Source organism: Metapseudomonas phytobenefica (genome assembly GCF_043392685.1).
In the GTDB taxonomy this organism is placed as follows: Bacteria; Pseudomonadota; Gammaproteobacteria; order Pseudomonadales; family Pseudomonadaceae; genus Metapseudomonas.
The window spans coordinates 38,922-59,153 of the sequence record NZ_JBHZGM010000024.1; the positions used below are offsets into that span (position 1 = coordinate 38,922).

22 protein-coding genes are annotated in these 20,232 nt (G+C 65.4%); 8 read left to right on the forward strand and 14 right to left on the reverse strand.

Features of this window, described 5'->3' with window-relative positions:
• Window positions 1–2: 2 nt before the first annotated feature.
• The 10 genes from ACFW0B_RS18475 to ACFW0B_RS18520 form a co-directional block, all read right to left on the reverse strand.
• Window positions 3–293, reverse strand: coding sequence for a DUF971 domain-containing protein (locus ACFW0B_RS18475; RefSeq protein ID WP_449150458.1), 291 nt, complete (start codon window positions 291–293; stop codon window positions 3–5).
• Entirely contained in the window at window positions 293–1,258 is a 966-nt protein-coding gene (locus ACFW0B_RS18480) for a HEAT repeat domain-containing protein (protein WP_449150459.1), read from the reverse strand. Before ACFW0B_RS18480 ends, ACFW0B_RS18475 begins: the two co-directional genes overlap by 1 nt.
• Window positions 1,255–2,109 (reverse strand): ABC transporter ATP-binding protein, encoded by an 855-nt coding sequence (locus tag ACFW0B_RS18485; protein WP_449150460.1) that lies wholly within the window; start codon window positions 2,107–2,109, stop codon window positions 1,255–1,257. The genes ACFW0B_RS18480 and ACFW0B_RS18485 overlap by 4 nt, the downstream gene beginning before the upstream one ends.
• Window positions 2,109–2,888, reverse strand: coding sequence for an ABC transporter permease (locus tag ACFW0B_RS18490; RefSeq protein ID WP_449150461.1), 780 nt, complete (start codon window positions 2,886–2,888; stop codon window positions 2,109–2,111). The genes ACFW0B_RS18485 and ACFW0B_RS18490 overlap by 1 nt, the downstream gene beginning before the upstream one ends.
• A gap of 138 nt (window positions 2,889–3,026) precedes the next feature.
• Complete coding sequence (locus tag ACFW0B_RS18495) at window positions 3,027–4,433, reverse strand: ABC transporter substrate-binding protein (RefSeq protein ID WP_449150462.1); 1,407 nt, start codon at window positions 4,431–4,433, stop codon at window positions 3,027–3,029.
• A gap of 212 nt (window positions 4,434–4,645) precedes the next feature.
• Complete coding sequence (locus ACFW0B_RS18500) at window positions 4,646–4,891, reverse strand: 4Fe-4S dicluster domain-containing protein (RefSeq protein ID WP_028629110.1); 246 nt, start codon at window positions 4,889–4,891, stop codon at window positions 4,646–4,648.
• A gap of 58 nt (window positions 4,892–4,949) precedes the next feature.
• A complete protein-coding gene (locus ACFW0B_RS18505; protein WP_449150463.1) occupies window positions 4,950–6,677 on the reverse strand; it encodes a fumarate reductase/succinate dehydrogenase flavoprotein subunit in 1,728 nt (575 codons plus the stop codon).
• Window positions 6,674–7,423, reverse strand: coding sequence for a GntR family transcriptional regulator (locus ACFW0B_RS18510; protein ID WP_449150464.1), 750 nt, complete (start codon window positions 7,421–7,423; stop codon window positions 6,674–6,676). The genes ACFW0B_RS18505 and ACFW0B_RS18510 overlap by 4 nt, the downstream gene beginning before the upstream one ends.
• Before the next feature lie 233 nt (window positions 7,424–7,656).
• Window positions 7,657–8,847, reverse strand: a complete 1,191-nt coding sequence (locus tag ACFW0B_RS18515; protein WP_449150465.1) for a trans-sulfuration enzyme family protein — start codon at window positions 8,845–8,847, stop codon at window positions 7,657–7,659.
• A gap of 236 nt (window positions 8,848–9,083) precedes the next feature.
• A complete protein-coding gene (locus tag ACFW0B_RS18520) occupies window positions 9,084–9,866 on the reverse strand; it encodes a MetQ/NlpA family ABC transporter substrate-binding protein (protein WP_449150466.1) in 783 nt (260 codons plus the stop codon).
• Between the two features lie 284 nt (window positions 9,867–10,150).
• On the opposite strand from ACFW0B_RS18520, the gene ACFW0B_RS18525 reads away from it, so the two are divergent.
• The 5 genes from ACFW0B_RS18525 to ACFW0B_RS18545 all read left to right on the forward strand — a co-directional run bounded on the left by ACFW0B_RS18525 (window position 10,151) and on the right by ACFW0B_RS18545 (window position 14,880).
• Window positions 10,151–11,152, forward strand: coding sequence for a D-cysteine desulfhydrase (locus ACFW0B_RS18525; protein WP_449150467.1), 1,002 nt, complete (start codon window positions 10,151–10,153; stop codon window positions 11,150–11,152).
• 110 nt (window positions 11,153–11,262) lie between these two features.
• Window positions 11,263–12,060, forward strand: coding sequence for a cystine ABC transporter substrate-binding protein (gene tcyJ / locus ACFW0B_RS18530; protein ID WP_449150468.1), 798 nt, complete (start codon window positions 11,263–11,265; stop codon window positions 12,058–12,060).
• Window positions 12,057–12,725 carry a cystine ABC transporter permease gene (tcyL, locus tag ACFW0B_RS18535; protein WP_449150469.1) on the forward strand — a complete coding sequence of 223 codons (669 nt, stop codon included), beginning with the start codon at window positions 12,057–12,059 and terminating at the stop codon, window positions 12,723–12,725. The genes tcyJ and tcyL overlap by 4 nt, the downstream gene beginning before the upstream one ends.
• Window positions 12,725–13,471, forward strand: a complete 747-nt coding sequence (tcyN, locus tag ACFW0B_RS18540) for an L-cystine ABC transporter ATP-binding protein TcyN (RefSeq protein WP_449150470.1) — start codon at window positions 12,725–12,727, stop codon at window positions 13,469–13,471. The genes tcyL and tcyN overlap by 1 nt, the downstream gene beginning before the upstream one ends.
• Window positions 13,472–13,686: 215 nt before the next feature.
• Window positions 13,687–14,880 carry an MFS transporter gene (locus ACFW0B_RS18545; RefSeq protein WP_449150471.1) on the forward strand — a complete coding sequence of 398 codons (1,194 nt, stop codon included), beginning with the start codon at window positions 13,687–13,689 and terminating at the stop codon, window positions 14,878–14,880.
• Window positions 14,881–14,969: 89 nt separating this feature from the next.
• On the opposite strand, the gene ACFW0B_RS18550 is transcribed toward ACFW0B_RS18545, so the two are convergent.
• Window positions 14,970–15,890, reverse strand: coding sequence for a sigma 54-interacting transcriptional regulator (locus tag ACFW0B_RS18550; RefSeq protein ID WP_449150472.1), 921 nt, complete (start codon window positions 15,888–15,890; stop codon window positions 14,970–14,972).
• 74 nt (window positions 15,891–15,964) lie between these two features.
• The gene (locus ACFW0B_RS18555; protein ID WP_449150473.1) at window positions 15,965–16,546 is read right to left on the reverse strand and encodes an RBBP9/YdeN family alpha/beta hydrolase; all 582 of its coding nucleotides are present in this window, start codon (window positions 16,544–16,546) and stop codon (window positions 15,965–15,967) included.
• Between the two features lie 214 nt (window positions 16,547–16,760).
• On the opposite strand from ACFW0B_RS18555, the gene ACFW0B_RS18560 reads away from it, so the two are divergent.
• The 3 genes from ACFW0B_RS18560 to ACFW0B_RS18570 all read left to right on the forward strand — a co-directional run bounded on the left by ACFW0B_RS18560 (window position 16,761) and on the right by ACFW0B_RS18570 (window position 18,826).
• Window positions 16,761–17,678 (forward strand): LysR family transcriptional regulator, encoded by a 918-nt coding sequence (locus tag ACFW0B_RS18560; RefSeq protein WP_449150474.1) that lies wholly within the window; start codon window positions 16,761–16,763, stop codon window positions 17,676–17,678.
• A 208-nt stretch (window positions 17,679–17,886) separates the two neighbouring features.
• Window positions 17,887–18,477, forward strand: coding sequence for a hypothetical protein (locus tag ACFW0B_RS18565; RefSeq protein WP_449150475.1), 591 nt, complete (start codon window positions 17,887–17,889; stop codon window positions 18,475–18,477).
• 37 nt (window positions 18,478–18,514) lie between these two features.
• Window positions 18,515–18,826: a hypothetical protein gene (locus tag ACFW0B_RS18570; RefSeq protein ID WP_449150476.1), complete on the forward strand. Its 312-nt coding sequence runs from the start codon at window positions 18,515–18,517 to the stop codon at window positions 18,824–18,826.
• A 210-nt stretch (window positions 18,827–19,036) separates the two neighbouring features.
• Here the strand turns inward: ACFW0B_RS18570 and madM are convergent, their stop codons facing one another.
• Both madM and madL read right to left on the reverse strand, forming a co-directional pair.
• Window positions 19,037–19,801, reverse strand: a complete 765-nt coding sequence (madM, locus tag ACFW0B_RS18575) for a malonate transporter subunit MadM (RefSeq protein WP_449150477.1) — start codon at window positions 19,799–19,801, stop codon at window positions 19,037–19,039.
• A 5-nt stretch (window positions 19,802–19,806) separates the two neighbouring features.
• Window positions 19,807–20,208: a malonate transporter subunit MadL gene (gene madL, locus ACFW0B_RS18580; protein ID WP_449150478.1), complete on the reverse strand. Its 402-nt coding sequence runs from the start codon at window positions 20,206–20,208 to the stop codon at window positions 19,807–19,809.
• Window positions 20,209–20,232 lie beyond the last annotated feature (24 nt).

Below are 20,232 nucleotides of genomic sequence, written 5' to 3' on the forward strand. Positions count from 1 at the left end.
TCCTACAGATGGGTACCGCCCAGCGCCCGCAGGTATTCCCAGGGATAGATGCCCCGCTGGTGGCCGTCGCTGAACACCAGTTGCACGCCGTAACCCTGCAGGGCGATCCGTTCCAGGCGTACGCCTTCATCCACCAGCGCGATCGCCCCGCGCAGCCGCGCCGCCTTGCAATGCGAGCAGGGGCAGGCGCCGCGCAGGCGGGTGTAACTGATCTGCTGCTGCTCGCCATCGGCCCACTCCAGGCTCAGCCGCGCCAGGCTGCGGGAGTTGCGCAGGGCACTGGGGGCGTCCATCAGGCCGCTCCCTGCAATTGCGCCAGGGCGATGCGCACGGCCTTGCGCACTTCCGGGTCGCCGTCGGCTTCCGCCTGGCGCAACGCCGGCAACGCCGCGGCATCGCCCAGTTCGCCCAGGGCCAGGGCCGCTTCCTTGCGCAGGTTGGCGATGCCGTGGCCGAGCAGTGCCGCCAGCTCGCCCAGGGCCTGCCCATAACGCAGGCGTCCCAGGGCGCGGGCGGCGCGCAGGCGGACCTGCCAGTAGTCGTCCTGCAGGGCCTGCACCAGCGCGGGACCAGCCTCGGCCAGCCCGACCTTGCCGAGGGTAGTGGCGGCTTCCTCGCGGACCTGCCAGGCGGGATCCCGCAGCGCGGCATCGAGGGCCGGCAACACACTGGCGTCACGGGCCAGGCCGAGGGCGCCGGTGGCGGCGCGACGGACTTCGGTATCCGTGTCATCGCTGGCCAGGCGGGCCAATGCCGGCAATGCCTCGGCGTGCCTGAGCCAGCCGAGGATGCCCACTGCCTCGCGGCGCACCGCCGCCTCGCGATCACCCAGCGCCAGCAGCGCGGGACCCGCCGCATCTTCCAGTCGCAACTCGCGTAGGGCACGCAGGGCGCTGCTGCGGACGAAGGCATCGGCGTGGTTCACCCAGGGCAGGATCAGTTGCCCCGCTTCCGGGCTCTTCAGCTCGCTCAGGCTCTGGGCCGCAGCCAGGCGCACGGGTTCGGCTGTGTCCGCCAGGGCGGCGCAGAGTGCCTGCACCACCTCAGGTTCTTCCCAGGCTTCCAGCAGACGCGCGGCCTCGGCACGCACTTCGGCGGCGGGGTCCACCACCAGGGCGTCGGTGAGCCAGGGCAGGCCCTCCGGGTCTTCCAGGTCGGCCAGTTCGATCAGAGCGATACGGCGCACACCGGCATCTTCATCGGTGAGGCGTGGCAGCAGGTAGAGGATGTCGGGGTTGTCGGTTTCACGGTCGGTCATAGGGCGATTCGCAGTGGCGGATGGTCGGTGGGCAGCCCCAGCGGGGTCAGGCGTGGCAGCTCGCGGCCTTCTTCATGGCGCAGCAGTTCCAGGCAGTGACGTTTCAGGTGGGTGAAGCCGGGGCTGGTGAGCAGGCTGGCGCGACGCGGACGCGGGAAGTCCAGGCGCAGGTCTTCGATGAAACGGCCGGGGCGCGGGCTCATCACCAGGATGCGGTCGGCGAGGAACAGCGCCTCGTCGATGTCATGGGTGACGAACACCACGGTGGTGCGGATGCGCGTCCAGATATCCAGCAGCAGTTCCTGCATGCGCGAACGGGTCTGCGCGTCCAGGGCGCCGAAGGGTTCGTCCATCAACAAGAGGCGCGACCGGTTGATCAGCACGCGGGCAATTTCGGCGCGCTGCTGCATGCCGCCGGAAAGCTGGCTGGGCCAACGTTCGGCGAAGTCGCCCAGCCCCACCAGGCCGAGGAACTCGACGGCGCGGCGCTGCCTTTCGAGCGTGCCGATGCCCTGCATCTTCAGGCCGAAGGCGACGTTGTCTAGCACGCTGCGCCAGGGCAGCAGCGTGTGATGCTGGAACACCATGCCGCGCTCGGGCGACGGTCCTTCCACCGGCTGGCCATCCACCTCCAGGCGACCGGCGCTGGGCTTGAGGTGGCCGGCAAGGGCGCCGAGCAGGGTCGACTTGCCGCACCCCGAAGGGCCGAGAATGCAGACGAATTCCCCCGCTGCGATGGCGAAGTCCAGGGACTGCACCGCCTCGAAGGCCTGCTTGCCCTGCCCCAGCCGAATGGAGATGCCCCGTGCCTCGATGCGGCCGGGCTCCACGGATTTCTCTAAGGCGCTCATCAGGCACTCCTCCGCGCGCGATACCAGGGCGTGGCGAGCGCACCCAGGCGCTTCACCAGGGCGCTGCTGCCCATGCCGAGCAGGCCGATCAGCAACATGCCGACGACAATGTCGGCATAGTTCTGCACCACGTAGGACTCCCAGGTGTAGTAACCGATGCCGAACTGCCCGGAGATCATCTCGGCGGTGACCAGGCAGAACCATGACGTGCCCATGCCGATGGCAAGGCCGGTGACGATGCTCGGCGCCGCGCCGGGCAGGACCACCTCACGCAGGATCGCCAGGCGACCGGCGCCCAGGCTGCGCGCCGAGGCGATCAGGCGCGGGTCCACCGCTTCCACGCCATGTACGGTGTTGAGCAGGATCGGGAACAGCGCGCCGGTGAAGGTGATGAACACCATCGACAGCTCCGACGAGGGAAACATCAGGATGGCCAGGGGAATCCAGGCCACCGCGGGAATCGGCCGCAGCACTTCCAGAGGCGGCAGGAGGCTGTCTTCGGCCCATTTCGAGCGACCGATGAGTAGCCCCAGCAGCACCCCCAGCAGGGCCGCGGCGAGGTAGCCGGCGAACACCCGCGACAGGCTGCTGGCCAGGTGCGGCAGCAGCTTGCTGGAATGCGCCAGTTGCCACGCGGCATCCAGTACGGCGGCGGGCGTGGGTACGTAAGTGAAGCTGAACAGCCCGAGGTCCAGGCGCGCGTTGGCGGCCAGCTGCCAGAACAGCAGGCAGGCGGCCAGCGAGGCGAGGCGCAGGGGCCAGCGATAGAGGTCGGTCATCGGTTATCTCCTGCTGCTACCCCCTCTCCCCAGCCCTCTCCCCCGAGGGGAGAGGGGGCTGTCCGTGCACGGCGTAACCGGCACGAGTCACCCCTCGCCCGCTTGCGGGAGAGGGGCCGGGGGAGAGGGCAAGGGCGTTCAGCGCTGGGCCACCAGCTTCTGGTTGGCGCTGACGAAGTCCAGGGCGATGCCGCCGTGCTGCTGGGCGTACTGCTCGGCCTGGGACTTGAGCAGGAAGGCGTTCAGCTCACCCTTGTCGTTGCGCACGAACCAGGCCTGGTTGGCCAGCAGCTTGATACCGCTGTCGGCGGCCTGGGCGTAGATGGCGCGGATGTCCTTGCCTTCCTGCTCCAGCTGCGCCAGGGCGCTCAGCGCGGCTTCCGGCGAGGCGTAATGGCGCACCTTGTCTTCGCCACGCACCCAGATCTGCGCCAGGCGCCTGAAGTCGGTGATGGGCTTGCCGGTCAGCGCGTCGTTGGCCTCAAGCGGCAGCTGCTGGTAGTTCTGCAGGGCCTTGTCGTAGTCCTGGCCCGCTGCCTTGAATGCCGCGCGGATGTACTGGTCGTCGATGAACTTGTCGGTGTCCAGGCCGCGGTCGGTCTTCTTCAACAGCTTCAGGGTGTCGATGGAGGTAGCGACCGCCTTGCGGTATTCGGGCTTCCAGGTGAGGTCGCGGGTCTGCAGGCCGAGGGGACCGTGGAACAGGTAGTTCACCTCGGCTTCGATGCCAGTGACTTTCTCGATCAGTTCGCTGTACTTCTCGGGCGACTCGGCGAGCAGGCGGTCGGCCTCCAGGCTGGCGCGCAGGTAGGCAGTGACGATCTCCGGGTACTTCTGCGCGTAGGCCGCGTCCACCAGGGCGCCGTGGAAGGTGGGCGCCTCGGCCTGGGAACCGTCGTAGATCTTCCGCGCGAAGCCACGGTTGGGGAACAGTTCGGCGAAGGGCACGAAATCGGCGTGGGCCTCGATGCGGTTGCTGCGCAGGGCGGAACCGGCGATTTCCGGCGGCTGGGCGATGATCCGCACGTCCTTCTCCGGGTCCCAGCCCTGAGCGGCGACGGCGCGCAACAGCATGCCGTGGGCCGTGGAGGCGAAGGGCACGGAAATGGTCTTGCCCTTGAGCTCGGCCAGCGACTGCACCGGTGAGGACGCCGGCACCACGATGCCGTTACCGCTGCCACGGGTGCTGCCCGAAAGCACGCTGATGAACAGGCTGCGCTTGCCGGCGTCGAGGTGGGCGACACCGTTGAAGGAGCCGGGGAAATCGGCCATGGCGCCGAAGTCCAGCTTGCCGGCGACCATCTCGTTGGTCAGCGGCGCGCCGCTGGTGAAGTTCTTCCACTCCACCTGGTAGTCGGCGTCCTTGTACTTGCCGTCATGGGGCAGGTACTTCTCCAGCAGGCCCAGCTCGCGAATGAGCAGGCCGCCGGTGGCGCAGTTGATGGTGGTGTCCTGGGTGCCGATGGCGATGCGGATGGTTTCCGCGGAGGCGGACAGGCTGGAGATGGCCAGCGCGAGGCCGGCGACGGTTGCACTAGGGCGCATGGGTAATTCCCCTCGAATCATGAGTGTTGGAATCGTCTCCGCCACCTGGTCGGGTGGTGGGAAACGAGGGGCTTTCAGGTGAAGCGTCCGGGGTTGGCCGGATGGCAGACTTGCGTTCTTGCTTTGTGTAGGAGCCAGCTTGCTGGCGATGCACGAGCCTGAAGGGCCGCTGTTCGCCAGCAAGCTGGCTCCTATAGGTTTCCGATGCTGACTCAGCGCAGCAGGTAGGGAATTTCCACCTTCACCGCGCCGGTCGGGCAATCCTTCTCGCAGGGCATGCAGTACCAGCATTCGTCGAAAGCCATGTAGGCCTTCTGCGTGGCCGGGTTGATCGCCAGCAGATCCATCGGGCAGACCTCGACGCACACGGTGCAGCCCTTCTCGGCGATGCACTTGTCTTCGTCGATGGTCACCGGCGCGCTGCTGCGGAAGAAGATTTCCTGGGGTTGATGGGCCATTTCACGATTTCCTTGGAGCCTGGGGCTCTCGCGTTTTGTTGCGTCGTATCCGGCGAACCTACACCGCGACCCCCGCCTTCACCCGCAGGCGGTCATAGGCCTGCTGTTCCTCGGCATCCAGCGGGATCAGGTAGGGCTCGACAGGTCTCTTGAAGCTGGTCATCTCACCGTTCTCACCCTTCTTCAGGTGGCAGTGGCAAAACCACTCGGCGTCGTTGCGCTCGGGGAAGTCCACCCGGTGGTGGTACAGGCCCCAGCGGCTCTCGGCGCGGAACAGCGAGGCGCGGGCGGCCATCTCGGCGCAGTCGCGGATCACGCTCACTTCCATCGCGCGCATCAGCTCGTGGGGGTTGCTGGCCTTCATCTGCGCCAGGTCCCGTTCGATTTCGGCGAAGCGTGTGAGGCCGATCTCCATCTTCCTGGTCACCTTGGGCGGCTGCAGGTAGTCGTTGACCATGCGCCGCAGCTTGTACTCCACCTGGGCGGGCGGCAGGCCATGCTCGCGCTCCAGCGGTGCGAACACCCGCGCGCGCTCGCGCTCCACCTGCCCGGCATCGACTTCGGCGAATTCACGCCCGGCCACGTACTGCGCCGCATTGACCCCGGCGAACCAGCCGTAGGTGAAGGCACCGAGCATGTAGTTGTGCGGCACCGCCGCCATGTCGCCGGCCGCGTACAGGCCTTTCACCGAGGTCTCGGCCTTCTCGTTGACCCACACGCCCGAGGCCGAATGCCCGGAGCAGAAGCCGATCTCGGAGATGTGCATCTCCACCATCTGCGAGCGGTAGTCGGTGCCGCGATTAGCGTGGAACTGGCCACGGCTGGGACGCTCGTTGCTGTGCAGGATCTCTTCGATGGTTTGGATGGTTTCCTCGGCCAGGTGATCGAGCTTGAGGAACACCGGGCCGTTGCCGCCTTCGAGTTCCTGATGGAACTCCCACATCATCTGGCCGCTCCAGTAGTCGCACTCGATGAAGCGCTCGCCCTTGCTGTTGGCGGTGTAGCCGCCCAGCGGGCCGGTGACGTAGGCGCAGGCCGGGCCGTTGTAGTCCTTGATCAGCGGGTTGATCTGGAAGCACTCCAGGTTCGCCAGTTCCGCCCCGGCGTGATAGGCCATGGCGTAGCCGTCGCCGGCATTGGTGGGGTTCTCGTAGGTGCCCATCAGGTAGCCGGAAGACGGCAGGCCGAGGCGGCCGGCGGCGCCGCAGGCGAGGATCACCGCCTTGGCGCGGATCACCCGGAACTCGCCGCTGCGGCAGTCGAAGCCCATCACCCCGCTTGCCGCGCCCTCGCCATCCAGCAGCAGGCGGGTGCAGACCATGCGGTTGCTGATCTCCACCCGCGCGCGCTTGAGCTGGCGGTAGAGCACCTTCTTGATGTCATGGCCCTCGGGCATGGGCAGCACGTAGGCACCCATGTGGTGGACCTTCTTCACCGCGTAGTCGCCGGTTTCGTCCTTCTCGAATTTCACCCCCCAGCGGTCGAGCTGCTGGATGGTCTCGAAGCTGTGGGTGGCGTAGGCGTGCACGGTCGCCTGGTTGACGATGCCGTCGTTGGCAATGGTGATTTCCTTGGTGTACTGCTCGGGCGTGGCGTGGCCGGGAATGACGGCGTTGTTCAGGCCATCCATACCCATGCTGATGGCGCCGCTGCGCTTGACGTTGGCCTTGTCCAGCAGCAGCACGCGCAGTTCGCGGTTCTGCTCCTTGGCCTTGATCGCGGCCATGGGGCCGGCGGTGCCGCCGCCGATGACGACGATGTCGTAATCCTGTTCACGGGTGCTCATGCGTGGGCCCCTTTCTGGCGGTCGATGCGCAGGCGGTACTGGAAGGCATCGCCGCGGTAGTAGAGATGTTCGAAGTCCAGCGGCGTGCCGTCGGCGGCGTGGGTCAGGCGCTCGATGCGCATGATCGGCGAGCCCTCTTCCACCGCCAGCGCCTGGGTCAGGTCGCCGTCGGCGAGCACCGCGTCGATGGCGAGGTCGGCATGGCCGAGGGGAATGCCGCAGTCGTTTTCGAGGATGAGGAAGATGTCGCGGGTAGCGAGGTCGGCCTTCTCCAGCTTCTCGCCCACCGCCTTGGGCAGCCAGGTGATTTCCAGGGAAACCGGCTCGCGATTGATCAGGCGCACACGGCGGATTTCGGTCACGGGGCTGCCTTCCTCCACCTGCAGGCGGGCCGCCACCAGGGCGCTGGCCGGCACGTGCCTGAAGCTGCGCAGGCGGTTGAGCACTTCGTAGCCCATCTGCGTCATGGACTCGGCCAGGCCCTGCAGGGTGCTGACGTTCTGGAACGCCTTGGGCTTGGCGACGAAGGTACCCTTGCCGTGGATCTTGAAGATCAGGCCTTCCTTCTGCAGGTCGCCCAGCGCCTGGCGCACGGTGATGCGGCTGACGTTGAAGGCCTTGCCCAGCTCGCTTTCCGAAGGCATGCGACTGTGGGGCGGGTAGGTGCCGTCGAGGATGCGCCCGCGCAGCAGCTCCTTGAGCTGGCTGTAGAGCGGTACCGGGGAAAGGGGGAGCAGTTCTGCCATGGTGTTCTTCGCTCGTGATCCTGACTTGTTATAACAAGTTGTGGCGAGAGAATAACGAGCATAAGAACGCGCTGTGAAATACTTTTATTGAATAAGGATAGAAGACCGAGGTACGGAGCTTTTGCTGTTTTGTGGGGGCGAATTCATTCGCGATGCAGGTCGCAGACCTGCCATTCCGAAGGGGACCGCTGCGCGGTCCTTAGCGAATGAATTCGCCCCCACAAGGAGAGCTATCAGAGGCTATCCAACGCCTGCACGAAGTCCTGGACGATATCGGCCGCATCCTCGATGCCCACCGACACGCGAATGGTGCCGTCGTGGATATCCAGCTCCGCCAGGGCTTCCGGCGACAGGGCACGGTGGGAAGTCTTGCCGGGGTGGGTGATGCTGCTGGCCACGCCGGCCAGCGATGGTGCGAAGGCGGTGTTCTTCAGAGCGCGGATCAGCTTGTCCACCTCTGGCAGGCCGCCGTGCAGGGTGAAGCTGAGCATGCCCGAAGCCCCCTTGGGGAACAGCCGACGGGCCAGGGCGTGGTCGGGGTGGGATGGCAGGCCGGGGTAGAACACCCGCGCCACCTTCGGGTGCGCTTCCAGGGCCTCGGCCAAGGCCTGGGCGTTGGCCGAGTGGGCCTTCATGCGCAGGGCCAGGGTCTTGGCGCCCCGGAAGGTCAGCCAGGCTTCGAAGGGGCTGGCGCTGCCGCCGGCGTTGATCTGGAAGCGCCGTGCCTGGGCGATCCATTCGGCATTGCCGACGAGGATGCCGCCGGTGGCGTCGCTATGGCCGTTGAGGTACTTGGTGGTGCTGTGCAGCACCAGGTCGGCGCCCTCGGCCAGCGGGTTGTAGAGCGCGGGCGAAAGGAAGGTGTTGTCCACCAGCAGCTTCAGCCCGTGCGCCCTGGCGAGCCTGGCCAGCGCTGGCACATCGCTGACCCGCACCAGCGGGTTGGAGGCGGTTTCGGTGTAGATGAGTTTCGTCGCCGGGGTGATGGCCGCTTCCACCGCCGCCAGGTCGTTGATCTCCACCAGGGTGGCGGCGATGCCGAAGCGCGCCAGCTCCTTCTCGATCAGGCTCTGGGTGGTGCCATACAGCTCGCGGCTGGCGATCAGGTGGTCGCCGGCGTTCAGCCTTCCCAGCAGCGCCGCGCTCACCGAGGCCATGCCGGAGGCGGAGAACAACGCCGCCTCGCCGCCTTCCAGTGCGCACACCAGTTCCTCCAGCGCCGCCTGGTTGGGGTTGGCGATGCGGGTGTACATGTAGTTGTCGGGGTTGCCGGCGAGGAAGTCGTCCACCTGCTCCAGCGAGTCGTAGACGAACACCGAGGATTCGTAGATGGGCAGGCTCTTGGGCCGGGTGACCATCCTGCGGTCGACCTCGTTGCCGCTGTGAACCGAACGGGTGGAAAGGCCGGGTTTGGGGGTGGGCATGGGGAACTCCGGAAAGGCAGGCGGGCATTTGTCTCTGTGGGGGCGAATTCATTCGCGATGCAGTCCGCAGGACTGCCCTGCCTGGTCGGGGACCGCTGCGCGGTCCTCAGCGAATGAATTCGCCCCCACAAGGAATCGTCCCTGCAAGTGCAGCAGAAAAAAGAACGCCGACGATAGTCGAGACTCGTCGGCGTGAGGAAGGGGCGGGTCATGCTTCCCGCACCGTGGCTAGCTGATCAGAACGCCGGCACTACTGCGCCGGAATACTTCTGCTCGATGAAGGCCTTCACTTCCGGGCTGGTCAGCGCGGTGGAGAGTTTCTTGATGGCGTCGCTGTCCTTGTTGTCCGGACGGGCCACCAGGTAGTTCACGTAGGGCGAGGTGCGGTCTTCCAGCACCAGCGCGTCCCTGGACGGGTTGAGCTTGGCTTCCAGGGCGTAGTTGGTGTTGATCAGGGCCAGGTCGACCTGGTCCAGCACGCGCGGCAGCAGGGCCGCTTCAAGTTCCTTGAACTTGAAGTTGTGCGGGTTTTCGGCAATGTCCTTGGGCGTTGCCAGGGCGTTCTTCGGGTCCTTCAGCTTGAGCAGGCCGGACTTCTGCAACAGCAACAATGCGCGGCCGCTGTTGCTGCCTTCGTTGGGGATGGCGATGGTGGCGCCGTCCGGCAGTTCCTTGAGGGACTTGTACTTGCTGGAGTAACCGCCGAAAGGCTCGACGTGTACGCCCTTGACGATCACCAGGTGGGTGCCCTTGCCGCTGTTGAAGTTGTCCAGGTAGGGCTTGGTCTGGAAGTAGTTGGCGTCCAGGCGTTTCTGGTCCACCTGCAGGTTGGGTTGCACGTAGTCGGTGAAGACCTTCACTTCCAGGTCCACGCCTTCCTTGGCCAGCTGGGGTTTGACCAGTTCGAGGATTTCCGCATGGGGCACCGGCGTGGCGGCGACCACGAGTTTTTCGCCGGCCTGGGCGAGGGTGGCGGAAAGGGCGGCAGCCAGAGCGGTCAACAGCAGGGTCTTCTTCATGATGATCCTTTCGATTCTGCAGCTCCGGCTGGATCTTCAGCCGCGAGCGGGTATTGGGATGCCCGGTCGGGGTACGCCGGGGTGACGCCGACACTACGAAGATTTTTTATAACCATCAAATATCATTTTCTTATTCAAATATTCCATTTTTCACACATATACAGACCGCCCGACCCCGTCTCCGCCCTGACTGACCGGTACTTTCATGTCGCCTCTGAGAATTGCCTGCAAAGCGCCGCCTCACTAGAGTGGCAAGCTTCGCAACTGCCCAGTGAGCCGCTGTCATGCTCAACGCCGCCCTCGCCCGCTTTTCCCGCCTGGAACTGGTTCCCTCGCCCACCCCGCTGGAGAAACTGGAGCGCCTCTCGCGCCAGCTTGGCCGCAGCGTGTTCGTCAAACGCGACGACATCACGCCCTTCGCCCTGGGCGGCAACAAGGTGCGCAAGCTGGAATTCCTCGCCGCCGATGCCCTGGCACAGGGGGCCGATACCCTGGTCACCGCCGGCGCCATTCAGTCCAACCACGTGCGCCAGACAGCCGCCCTCGCTGCGCGCCTGGGCCTTGGCTGCGTCGCCCTTCTGGAAAACCCCATCGGCACCGCTGACCGCAATTACCTGGAGAACGGCAACCGCCTGCTGCTGGACCTGTTCGGCACCGAGGTAGAACTGGTGCCCGACCTGGACAACGCCGACGAACTCCTCGCCACCACCGGCGAACGCCTGCGCGCCGCCGGCAAGCGTCCCTACCTGGTGCCCATCGGCGGCTCCAACGCCCTGGGCGCCCTGGGCTACGTGCGTGCCGGCCTGGAACTGGCCCGGCAGATCAAGGCCAGCGGCGAAACCTTCTCTGCCGTGGTGCTGGCTTCCGGCAGCGCCGGCACCCATGCCGGCCTCGCCCTGGCGCTGGAGCATGCCCTGCCCGGCACGCGCGTGGTTGGCGTCACCGTCTCGCGCCCGGACGCCACCCAGCGGCCCAAGGTGGAAGGCCTGCTGCAACGCACCGCCGAGTTGCTCGGCGTACCGGTTCCGGCCGGACTCAAGGTAGAGCTGTGGGACCAGTACTTCTTCCCGCGCTATGGCGAACCGAACGCCGGCACCCTCGACGCCGTGCGCCTGGCCGCCAGCCACGAAGGCCTGCTACTGGACCCGGTCTACACCGGCAAGGCCTTCGCCGGCCTGCTGGATGGCATCGCCCGGGGCGCCTTCGAAGGTGATGGCCCGGTGCTGTTCCTGCACACCGGTGGCTCTCCTGCGCTCTTCGCCTATCATCCTGCGGGTGCCCCGTGAGACGTTCTTATGCACCATTTTAAGCAATAAATAATTTTTAATTATTTTATTGCATATAACCAAATACCTAGAGTTGCCCCACCCCTAGACACCTGCCCCGTGAGGCTCATATGACATTTGCATCCCTGCGTCGTCACTTCATCCTCGGCAGCCTGAGCCTGGTGCTCGGCGCCGGTTTCATCGGCACCAGCTCCGCCGCCGACCTGCTCCAGGACATCCAGCAGAAAGGCGCCATCAAGGTCGGCCTGGAGGGCACCTACCCGCCCTTCAACTACCAGGACGAGAACGGCAAGCTTACCGGCTTCGAAGTCGACCTGGCCGAGGCCCTGGCCAAGGAGCTGGGCGTGAAGGCCGAGTTCCAGCCGACCAAGTGGGACGGCATCCTGGCGGCGCTGGAATCCAAGCGCCTGGACGTGGTGATCAACCAGGTGACCATCTCCGACGAGCGCAAGAAGAAGTACGACTTCTCCACCCCCTACACCGTCTCCGGCATCCAGGCGCTGGTGCGCAAGGGCACCGAGGGCGACATCAAGAGCGCGGCCGACCTGGCCGGCAAGAAGGTCGGCGTGGGCCTGGGCACCAACTACGAACAGTGGCTGAAGGAAAACGTTCCGCAGGCCGACATTCGCACCTACGACGACGACCCCACCAAGTTCCAGGACCTCAACGTCGGCCGCATCGACGTCATCCTCGTCGACCGTCTGGCCGCCTTCGAAATGGTCGAGAAAACCGGCGGCAGGCTGGCCGTGACCGGCGAACCCTTCTCCCGCCAGGAAGCCGGCATCGCCCTGCGCAAGGGCAACCCGGAACTGCTGGCCGCCATCGACAAGGCGCTGGCCAAGTTCAAGGCCGACGGCACCCTGAAGCAGCTCTCCGAGAAGTGGTTCAAGGCTGACGTGACCCAATGATCGACGCCAGCCTGCAACTGGCGCTGGATTCCGCGCCCTTCCTGCTCAAGGGCGCGGTATTCACGGTGGTGCTGAGCCTCGGCGGCATGTTCTTCGGACTGCTGCTGGGGTTCGTCCTCGCCCTGATGCGCCTCTACGGTTTCACCGCCCTGCAGTGGATTTCGCGGATCTACGTGTCCTTCTTCCGTGGCACGCCGCTGCTGGTGCAGTTGTTCATGATCTATTACGGCCTGCCGCAGCTGGGCATCCAGCTGGAGCCGCTGCCCGCGGCGCTGATCGGCTTCTCGCTGAACATGGCCGCCTACACCTCGGAAATCCTCCGCGCCGCCATCTCCTCCATCGACAAGGGGCAGTGGGAAGCCGCCGCCAGCATCGGCATGAGCCGCACCCAGACGCTGGTTCGCGCCATCCTCCCGCAGGCCGCGCGCACCGCCCTGCCGCCGCTGGGCAACAGCTTCATCTCGCTGGTCAAGGACACCGCCCTGGCCGCCACCATCCAGGTGCCGGAACTGTTCCGCCAGGCGCAGCTGATCACCGCGCGCACCTTCGAGATCTTCACCATGTACCTGGCCGCCGCGCTGATCTACTGGGTGCTGGCCACCGTGCTGTCGCACTTCCAGGGCCGCCTCGAGGCGCGGGTCAACCAGCATGAGCAGGACAGCTGATGATCACCGTCCGTAACCTGACCAAATCCTTCAAGGGCCAGGAGGTGCTCAAGGGCATCGACCTGTCCATCGAACCGGGCGAAGTGGTGGCCATCATCGGCCCCAGCGGCTCGGGCAAGACCACCCTGCTGCGCTGCCTCAACCTGCTGGAAGTACCCAGCGGCGGGCGCATCCGGGTGGGCGAGATCGAGATCGACGCGAGCAAGCCGCTCAAGCAGCAGCAGGGGCTGATCCGCAAGCTGCGCCAGCACGTCGGCTTCGTGTTCCAGAACTTCAACCTCTTCCCGCACCGCACCGCGCTGGAGAACGTCATCGAAGGCCCGGTGGTGGTGAAGAAGGAACCGCGCGAGCGCGCCATCGAGCGGGCCCACCGGCTGCTGGCCAAGGTCGGCCTGGCGGGTAAGGAAGACGCCTATCCCAAGCGCCTTTCCGGTGGCCAGCAACAGCGGGTGGCCATCGCCCGCGCCCTGGCAATGGAGCCGGATGTGATCCTCTTCGACGAGCCCACCTCGGCGCTCGACCCGGAGCTGGTGGGCGAAGTGCTCGCCACCATCCGTGGCCTGGCGGAAGAGAAACGCACCATGGTGATCGTCACCCACGAAATGAGCTTCGCCCGCGACGTGGCCAACCGCGCGATCTTCATCGACAAGGGCGTGATCGTCGAACAGGGCGAGGCCAGGGCGCTGTTCAGCGCACCGAAGGAAGAACGCACCCGGCAGTTCCTGAGCAAGTTCCTGGGCGGCTGATTGTCCTTGCCGTTCCTTGTGGGGGCGAATTCATTCGCAAAGGGCAGCGCAGCTGCCCCCTGGAAATCCAAGGAGCAAACCTGCGGTCTGCATAGCGAATGAATTCGCCCCCACAGGGTCTATCCCCTCCGGCGGCCCACTCGGCAAGCCCCCCGCAAGCAAATGCGCGTAGAATCCGCGCCCCCCCGCAATACAGCCCCGCCACCGGAACCCGCATGAACCCGAGCACCCTCCTCTCCCTGCCCTTGCTGGCCCTCGCCCTGGGCGGCTTCGTCGTCGGCAGCAGCGAATTCATCATCATGGGCCTCTTGCCCGAGGTCGCCAAAGACCTCCAGGTCAGCCTGTCCGATGCCGGCCTGCTGGTCAGCGCCTACGCCATGGGCGTGGTGATCGGCGCGCCGCTACTGGGCCCGCTGCTCGGTCGCCTGCCGCGCCGTCAGGCGCTGCTCTGGCTGATGGGTGCCTACGCCCTGGGCAACCTCGGCTGCGCCCTGGCACCGAGCTACGAGTGGCTGCTGGCCATGCGCATGTTCACCGCCTTCAGCCATGCCGGCTTCTTCGGCTGCGCCACTCTGCTCGCCGCCGAACTGGCGCCGCCCCATCGCCGCGCGTCGGCCATGGCGCTGGTGCTCAGCGGCCTGACCATCGCCAACGTGCTCGGCGTTCCCGCCGGCGCCTGGCTGGGCCAGGCCACCAGTTGGCGGGTGACCTTCATGGTGGTGGCGGGCCTGGGCTTCCTCACCCTGCTGGCGCAAGCCCTCTGGCTGCCGGCCACACCCAAGCCGCAGGCCAATGCTGCCGGCGCCTGGGATGGCATCCTGCGGCGCCCGGTGCTGCACGCGCTGTTCGTCTGCAGCCTGTCTTCGGTGGCGCTGTTCGGCGTGTTCACCTACATCAGCCCGCTGCTGCGCGATGTTTCCGGCTTCAGCCCGGAACACGCCAACTTCGCCCTGCTGCTGTTCGGCATCGGCCTGACTGTGGGCAACCTGCTGGGCGGGCGACTGGCGGACAAGGGCTTCCGCCACGCGCTGCCGATGGCCTTCGGGGTGAGCATGCTGTGCCTGCTGGGGCTGTTCGTCTTCGCGCAGATTCCGGCCCTGGCCCTGGGCTGCCTGTTCCTCTGGGGCGTGGCCAGCTTCGCGATTTCCTCGCCGCTGCAATTGCTGCTGGTGGAGCAGGCCGGCGAATCGGCGAGCCTGGCCGCCACCCTCAGCCACGCTGCCTTCAACCTGGGCAACGCCAGCGGCGCCTTCATCGGCGGCCTGTGGCTGAGCACCCACATGGGCCTGGCGAACCTGCCGCTGATGGGCGTAGGCGTGCTGGCCCTGACCATCCTCGTCTGCCTTCCGCTACCGCGCCTGCGGTCAGTGAAGGATCACCTTAAAGCCACCGGGCAGCTCCACCCGTAACCCGAATTGGGAGCGGAATGTAGGAGCGAGCTTGCTCGCGAAAGCGGTGTCTGGCCATTCGCGAGCAAGCTCGCTCCTACACCAAGGCCCTAGCCCGCCAGCACGTCGGCGAACAGCTGGCGCAGGTGCTCGCGCCCGGCGTCATTGGCCGCCAGCCGGCGCAGTTGCGCGGTGAGCTGGGCGTAGCCCGGCAGCGGCGGCAGGTTGAGGTGCTGCGGCTGGATCTCGTCGCCCTCGCTGACCAGCAGGGCGAAGTGCACGCTGTTCTCCAGCTCGCGGGTGTTGCCCGGCCAGGAATAGGCCTCCAGCGCGGCCTGGGCTGCCGGGCCGATCAGGGGCAGCGGCAGGTCCAGGCGCTGGGCGTAGATGCCGAGGAAATACTCGGCCAGGGGCAGGATGTCGTCCGGACGCTCACGCAGCGGCGGCAGTTCCACCCTCCCCTCGTCCAGGTACTGGTAGAGCCGTGCGTTGAACTTGCCGGCGTCCACCGCCTTGGCCAGGTCGATGCTGGTGGCAGCCACCAGGCGCACGTCCACCGGTGTCGCTTGCTGGGCGCCGACGCGGACCACTTCGCGGCTTTCCAGGGCCGCCAACAGCTTGCCCTGCAGGGGCAGCGGCAGGTCGCCGATCTCATCCAGGTAGAGCGTCCCGCCGTTGGCCGAACCGAACCAGCCGGCACGGCTGCTGGCCGAGCCGCTGTGGGCGCCGACGGCATGGCCGAACAGTTCGGCCTCGGCGTAGGTCTTGCTGATGGCGCTGCAGCTCACCGCCACGAACAGGCCGGGACGGTCGCTGGAACGATGGATCTGTCGCGCCAGCAATTCCTTGCCGGTGCCGGTCTCGCCCTGGATCAGCACCGGAAGGGTGCCGGGGGCGAGCTGGTCGACCTCCTCGCGCAGACGTCGCGAGCGCTCATCGACGAAGACCAGCGCGCGGGCGCGGATGCTCAGCGGGCTGCGGTCGGCATCGGCAAAACTCAGCAGCGGCTGGCCGGGGTTTTCCTTGCTCATGGCGAAATCTCCCGCCGGGCCCAGGCTGCGATGCAGCGGACCCTGGCGTATTGCTGAATGGGCGGTGAATCAGATCAGGCGCGGATTCGGGCCAACTGCTCGACACGGCTCTGCAGGCGATAGAGGTGGGCGAAGCCCTGCTCCCAGGTGTGGTGCCCGGACTTCACGTTGATATGCCCGGCGCCGGTGAGGATGGCGGCTTCCGCCCCCCAGTCGCGAGCCATTTCCAGGGCCCGTTGGGGGCTGGCGGCGTGGTCGTTGTCCGAGCCCACCAGCAGCGTCGGGAAGGGCAGCAGCTCACGCGGAATCGGCGCAAAGCCCTTGAGCGGCTCGGGACAACCGGGGCGCTGCACATCCGCCGGCGCCACCAGCAGCGCGCCACGGACGCGGCGCAGCACATCCGGATCGGACTGCGCGGCCCAGTGGGCAACCGTCACGCAGCCCAGGCTGTGGGCGACGAGGATGACGGGGGTGCGTTCGGCATCGATGGCGCGCTCCAGCGCCTCCACCCAGGACGCACGGTCCGGGTTGTCCCAGTCGGCCTGCTCGACCCGGCTGGCATTGGGCAGCGTACGCTGCCAATGGCTTTGCCAATGCTCGGCGGGCGAGCCCTGCCATCCCGGCAGGATCAGGTAGCGAATGGCCTGGCTGCGCATGGCGAGCCCTCCTTGCTGAAGTTCAATGCTGGGCAGTCTAGGCGCTGGCCATATACATGTTAAGGAATAAGAATTTATTTGCTTATTCCTTATTTGCTTATTCGCTAAAGATCGCCTCCGCCGCGCTATGGCCCCGCTGTAGGATGGGTCGTGCGGCGCTCCGCGAGCGCAGCGCTACCCATTCGACCCACGCAATGAAGGCAGCCGGGCGCCCATGCAGATCGACGAAGAACTGACCCTGAAGAAGCTGGAGACCTTTCTCGTCTTCATGCGCAGCGGCAACCTGTCGCGCGCGGCGGCGGAGCTGAACACCAGCAACGTCAGCGTGCACCGCGCCATCCACTCCCTGGAGAGCGCCCTGCGGTGCCCGCTGTTCAAGCACGAAGGGCGCAACCTGACGCCGCTGGAAAGCGCCTATGTGCTGGAGGAGAAGGCGCAGAAGCTGATTCAGGACGCCGTCGAGATGGTGCGCCTGACCCGCGAGGCCGCCGGCTTCTCCGCCGAGCGCTTCAAGTTGGGCGCGCTCTATTCGCTGACGGTGAAGACCGTGCCACAGCTGGTGATGGGCCTGAAGCTGCGGCGCAGCGAGCTGAACATCGACCTCACCCTGGGCTCCAACGTCGACCTGCTCTATCGCCTGAAGAACATGGAGCTGGACGCCATCCTCGTCGCCCTCGACGACAGCGTGAACGACCCCGATTGCGAACAGATGCCGCTGTTCTCCGACGACATTTTCCTCGCCGTGCCCACCGACTCGCCCTTCGCCAACCAGGACGAGGTGGACCTGGCGGACCTCGCCGACTCCACCTTCATCACCCTGAGCCAGGGCTTCGCCACCCACCGCGACGGCGCGCGGGTGTTCCAGCAGGCCGGCTTCGAGCCCAAGGTGGCGATGCAGGTGAACGATATCTTCACCCTGCTCAGCATGGTCAGCTCCGGAGTCGGCTACGCCCTGCTGCCAGGGCGCATCGCGGCGGTGTACGAGAACCGCGTGAAGCTGATCCGCCTGCAGGAGCGCTATCGCCTTTTGCAGTACATAGGCGTGGTGTTCCTGAAGGCCCGCGAGCGCGACCCGAACCTGCTGGCGCTGATCGCCGAGTGCCGCATGTACAGCCTGCGCAACGCGGGCTGAGTGGGATACGACGAACTGCCGACGCGCCCAGCCAGTTACCCCATCTCTGGTTCCCGACTGGCCATCGTGGGAATTTTCCACGCGCTGTTTTTGGTTTATCCCGCGAATTTCCTCTAACTTTTTAGGGTCAATCAACGGATCTTTCTTTCAATTCATCCTTGCACCGGACAGTTAAACTCAACTTCGCAAAATCAATTTGGATAAATTCATGAATTTCATACGCAAATTAGTCCTCATGGCGTTTTTTCTTGTGCTAAGCGGATGCGGATCAATTCCAACAGGAGCGAAGAAGGACGAATATACAGACCTGCTGATCGGCCCTTACTCGGTAATGCTACCTACCGATGCGCTACGGGATGTGTCGATAATTGGTTCGGAAAACCGTGGACTGGCATTGGCTTTTGATCGGCAGAACAGGGACTCGCGGCAGACAATCTCCATTTCTGTACTTAACAAATCCCAACTCGGTTACGAGATAGATATGCGCATGTTCCCAAGGCTCGTACTGAGGCTTGAGGAGCCAACACCCGATCTCGGCTTGAGTGATATGGCAATCAAGGATATCCACAATATCTGGAAAGACTTTGTGGAAGGAAATCGCACAAAAGTCATGAAAATAAGCGGCGGCCATGCGTACCTGGCAACGGATGAAGAAAATCGGCGAACCATTGTTTACCTGGCAGCCGAAAACTATTCCAAAGAACTCAACTTCATTTCGGCATATGGCATCAGCGAGAAAGAACTCCAGAAGCTGATACTGGACAATCTCTATCTGAACAGACTGCCTCCGGAGAAATGAAATTTATCTTCAAGCAGCGGAGCAGGATGCTCTATACGTGATCATGAAGTCTCTATGGGGGAGATATGCCGATATTTATTCAGGCCGCACGCACATGTTCAACGAGATGACCGTGGATGTGGTTCAACAGGCCATCGAAAACCATAGGGCATGCAACAACGAGATGCTGAGCCTTCTGTCGGGCCTGGCCGCTGGCGCCGCCATCGGGGCACATCGCAAGTGGCTGAGGGAAGCGCTCGGGGACCTGGCCGGAAAGCTCACAAGCGGCACCTCGGGGCTCAACGGTCAAGCCTGCATGGCAACGACCTTCGCGGTATACAGGACGGAAATAGAACTGACCTTCTACTGAACAGCATGCCCCCAACAAATTGGGGCGCCGAGTGCCGCATGTACCGGCGAAATGACCAGGCCACGTCTGCGTCAGCAATTGCCAGCGAATGGCCCCGTTTCGCCAGCAAGCTGGCTCCTACAGGCAAGCGGCCACCTGCAACACCTGATGCTGGGATCAAACGAAAACGCCCCGGCACCGGGCCGGGGCGTGAAGTGGAGCAGGCAGGAATCAGCCCATCAGGCCACGCACGCAGAAGTACAGCAATGACGGTCCCAGCAGGCAGCCGAGGGCGGTGTAGAAAGCCGCGGTCAGGCAGCCGTAGGGCACCAGCTTGGGATCCGTGGCGGCCAGGCCGCCGGCCACGCCGCTGGAGGTGCCCATCAGGCCGCCGAAGATCACCGCGCTGCGTGGGTTGTTCAGGCCGATGTAGGGGGCCACGAAGGGCGTCGCCACCATCACCAGGATCGCCTTGATCAGCCCGGCGGCGATGGACAGCGCCATCACGTCGGAGCTGGCACCCAGCGCCGCGCCGGTCACCGGGCCGACGATGTAGGTCACCGCGCCGGCGCCGATGGTGGTCAGGCTGACCACGTCGCTGTAGCCAAAGGCCAGGGCAATGGCCACGCCGGCGACGAAGGACGAGCCGACCCCGGCGAACAGCGCCACCACTCCGACCGCGCCGGCGCGCTTGATCTCCTCGACGCTCACCCCGAAGCCGGTGGCGACGATGGCGAAGTCGCGCAGCATGGCGCCGCCGAGCAGGCCCACGCCGGCGAACAGCGGGATGTCCACCAGGCCCTTCTGGCCGCCGGTGTAGAGACCGCCGAGGTAGGACAGCAGCAGGCCGAGGAGGATGGCGATGGCCGAGCCGTGCAGGCGGCCGCGGGTGAAGCGGTCGGAGATCCAGTAGGAGACCCACATGGTGACGCCGATGATGGCGAAACCGCTGAGCATCCCGTAGCCGGATACCACTTTCATCAGAGAGTCATACATGGCGGTCACCGCTGCGCTTTGCTCAGGGAGGGGCTGACGGGGTCAACGGGCTTTTTTTGGCCGATTCGGCAAAGTACCGGGACCAGGACGAAGCCCAGCACGACCGCGGCGATTCCGGCGAGGATCGCCATGGGGCCGCCGCTCAGGGCGCCGTAGACGTTCTGCTGGGCGGCCATGGCGACCACGATGGGGATGTAGATGGCGCTCCAGAATTCCACGCCCTGTTGGCTCTTGCTGGTGAACAGGCCGCGCTTGTTCAGGTAGCTGCCGACGAAGATCAGCAGGAGCATGGCGATGCCCACGCCGCCGACGTTGGCGGGTACGCCGAGGAGTTTGCCCAGTAGCTCTCCGGTGAAGATGCCTACCAGGGTGCAGAGGGCCAGAAAGGCCACACCGTAGATGATCATTGTTGTTGTCCTCGCTTTGGGTCG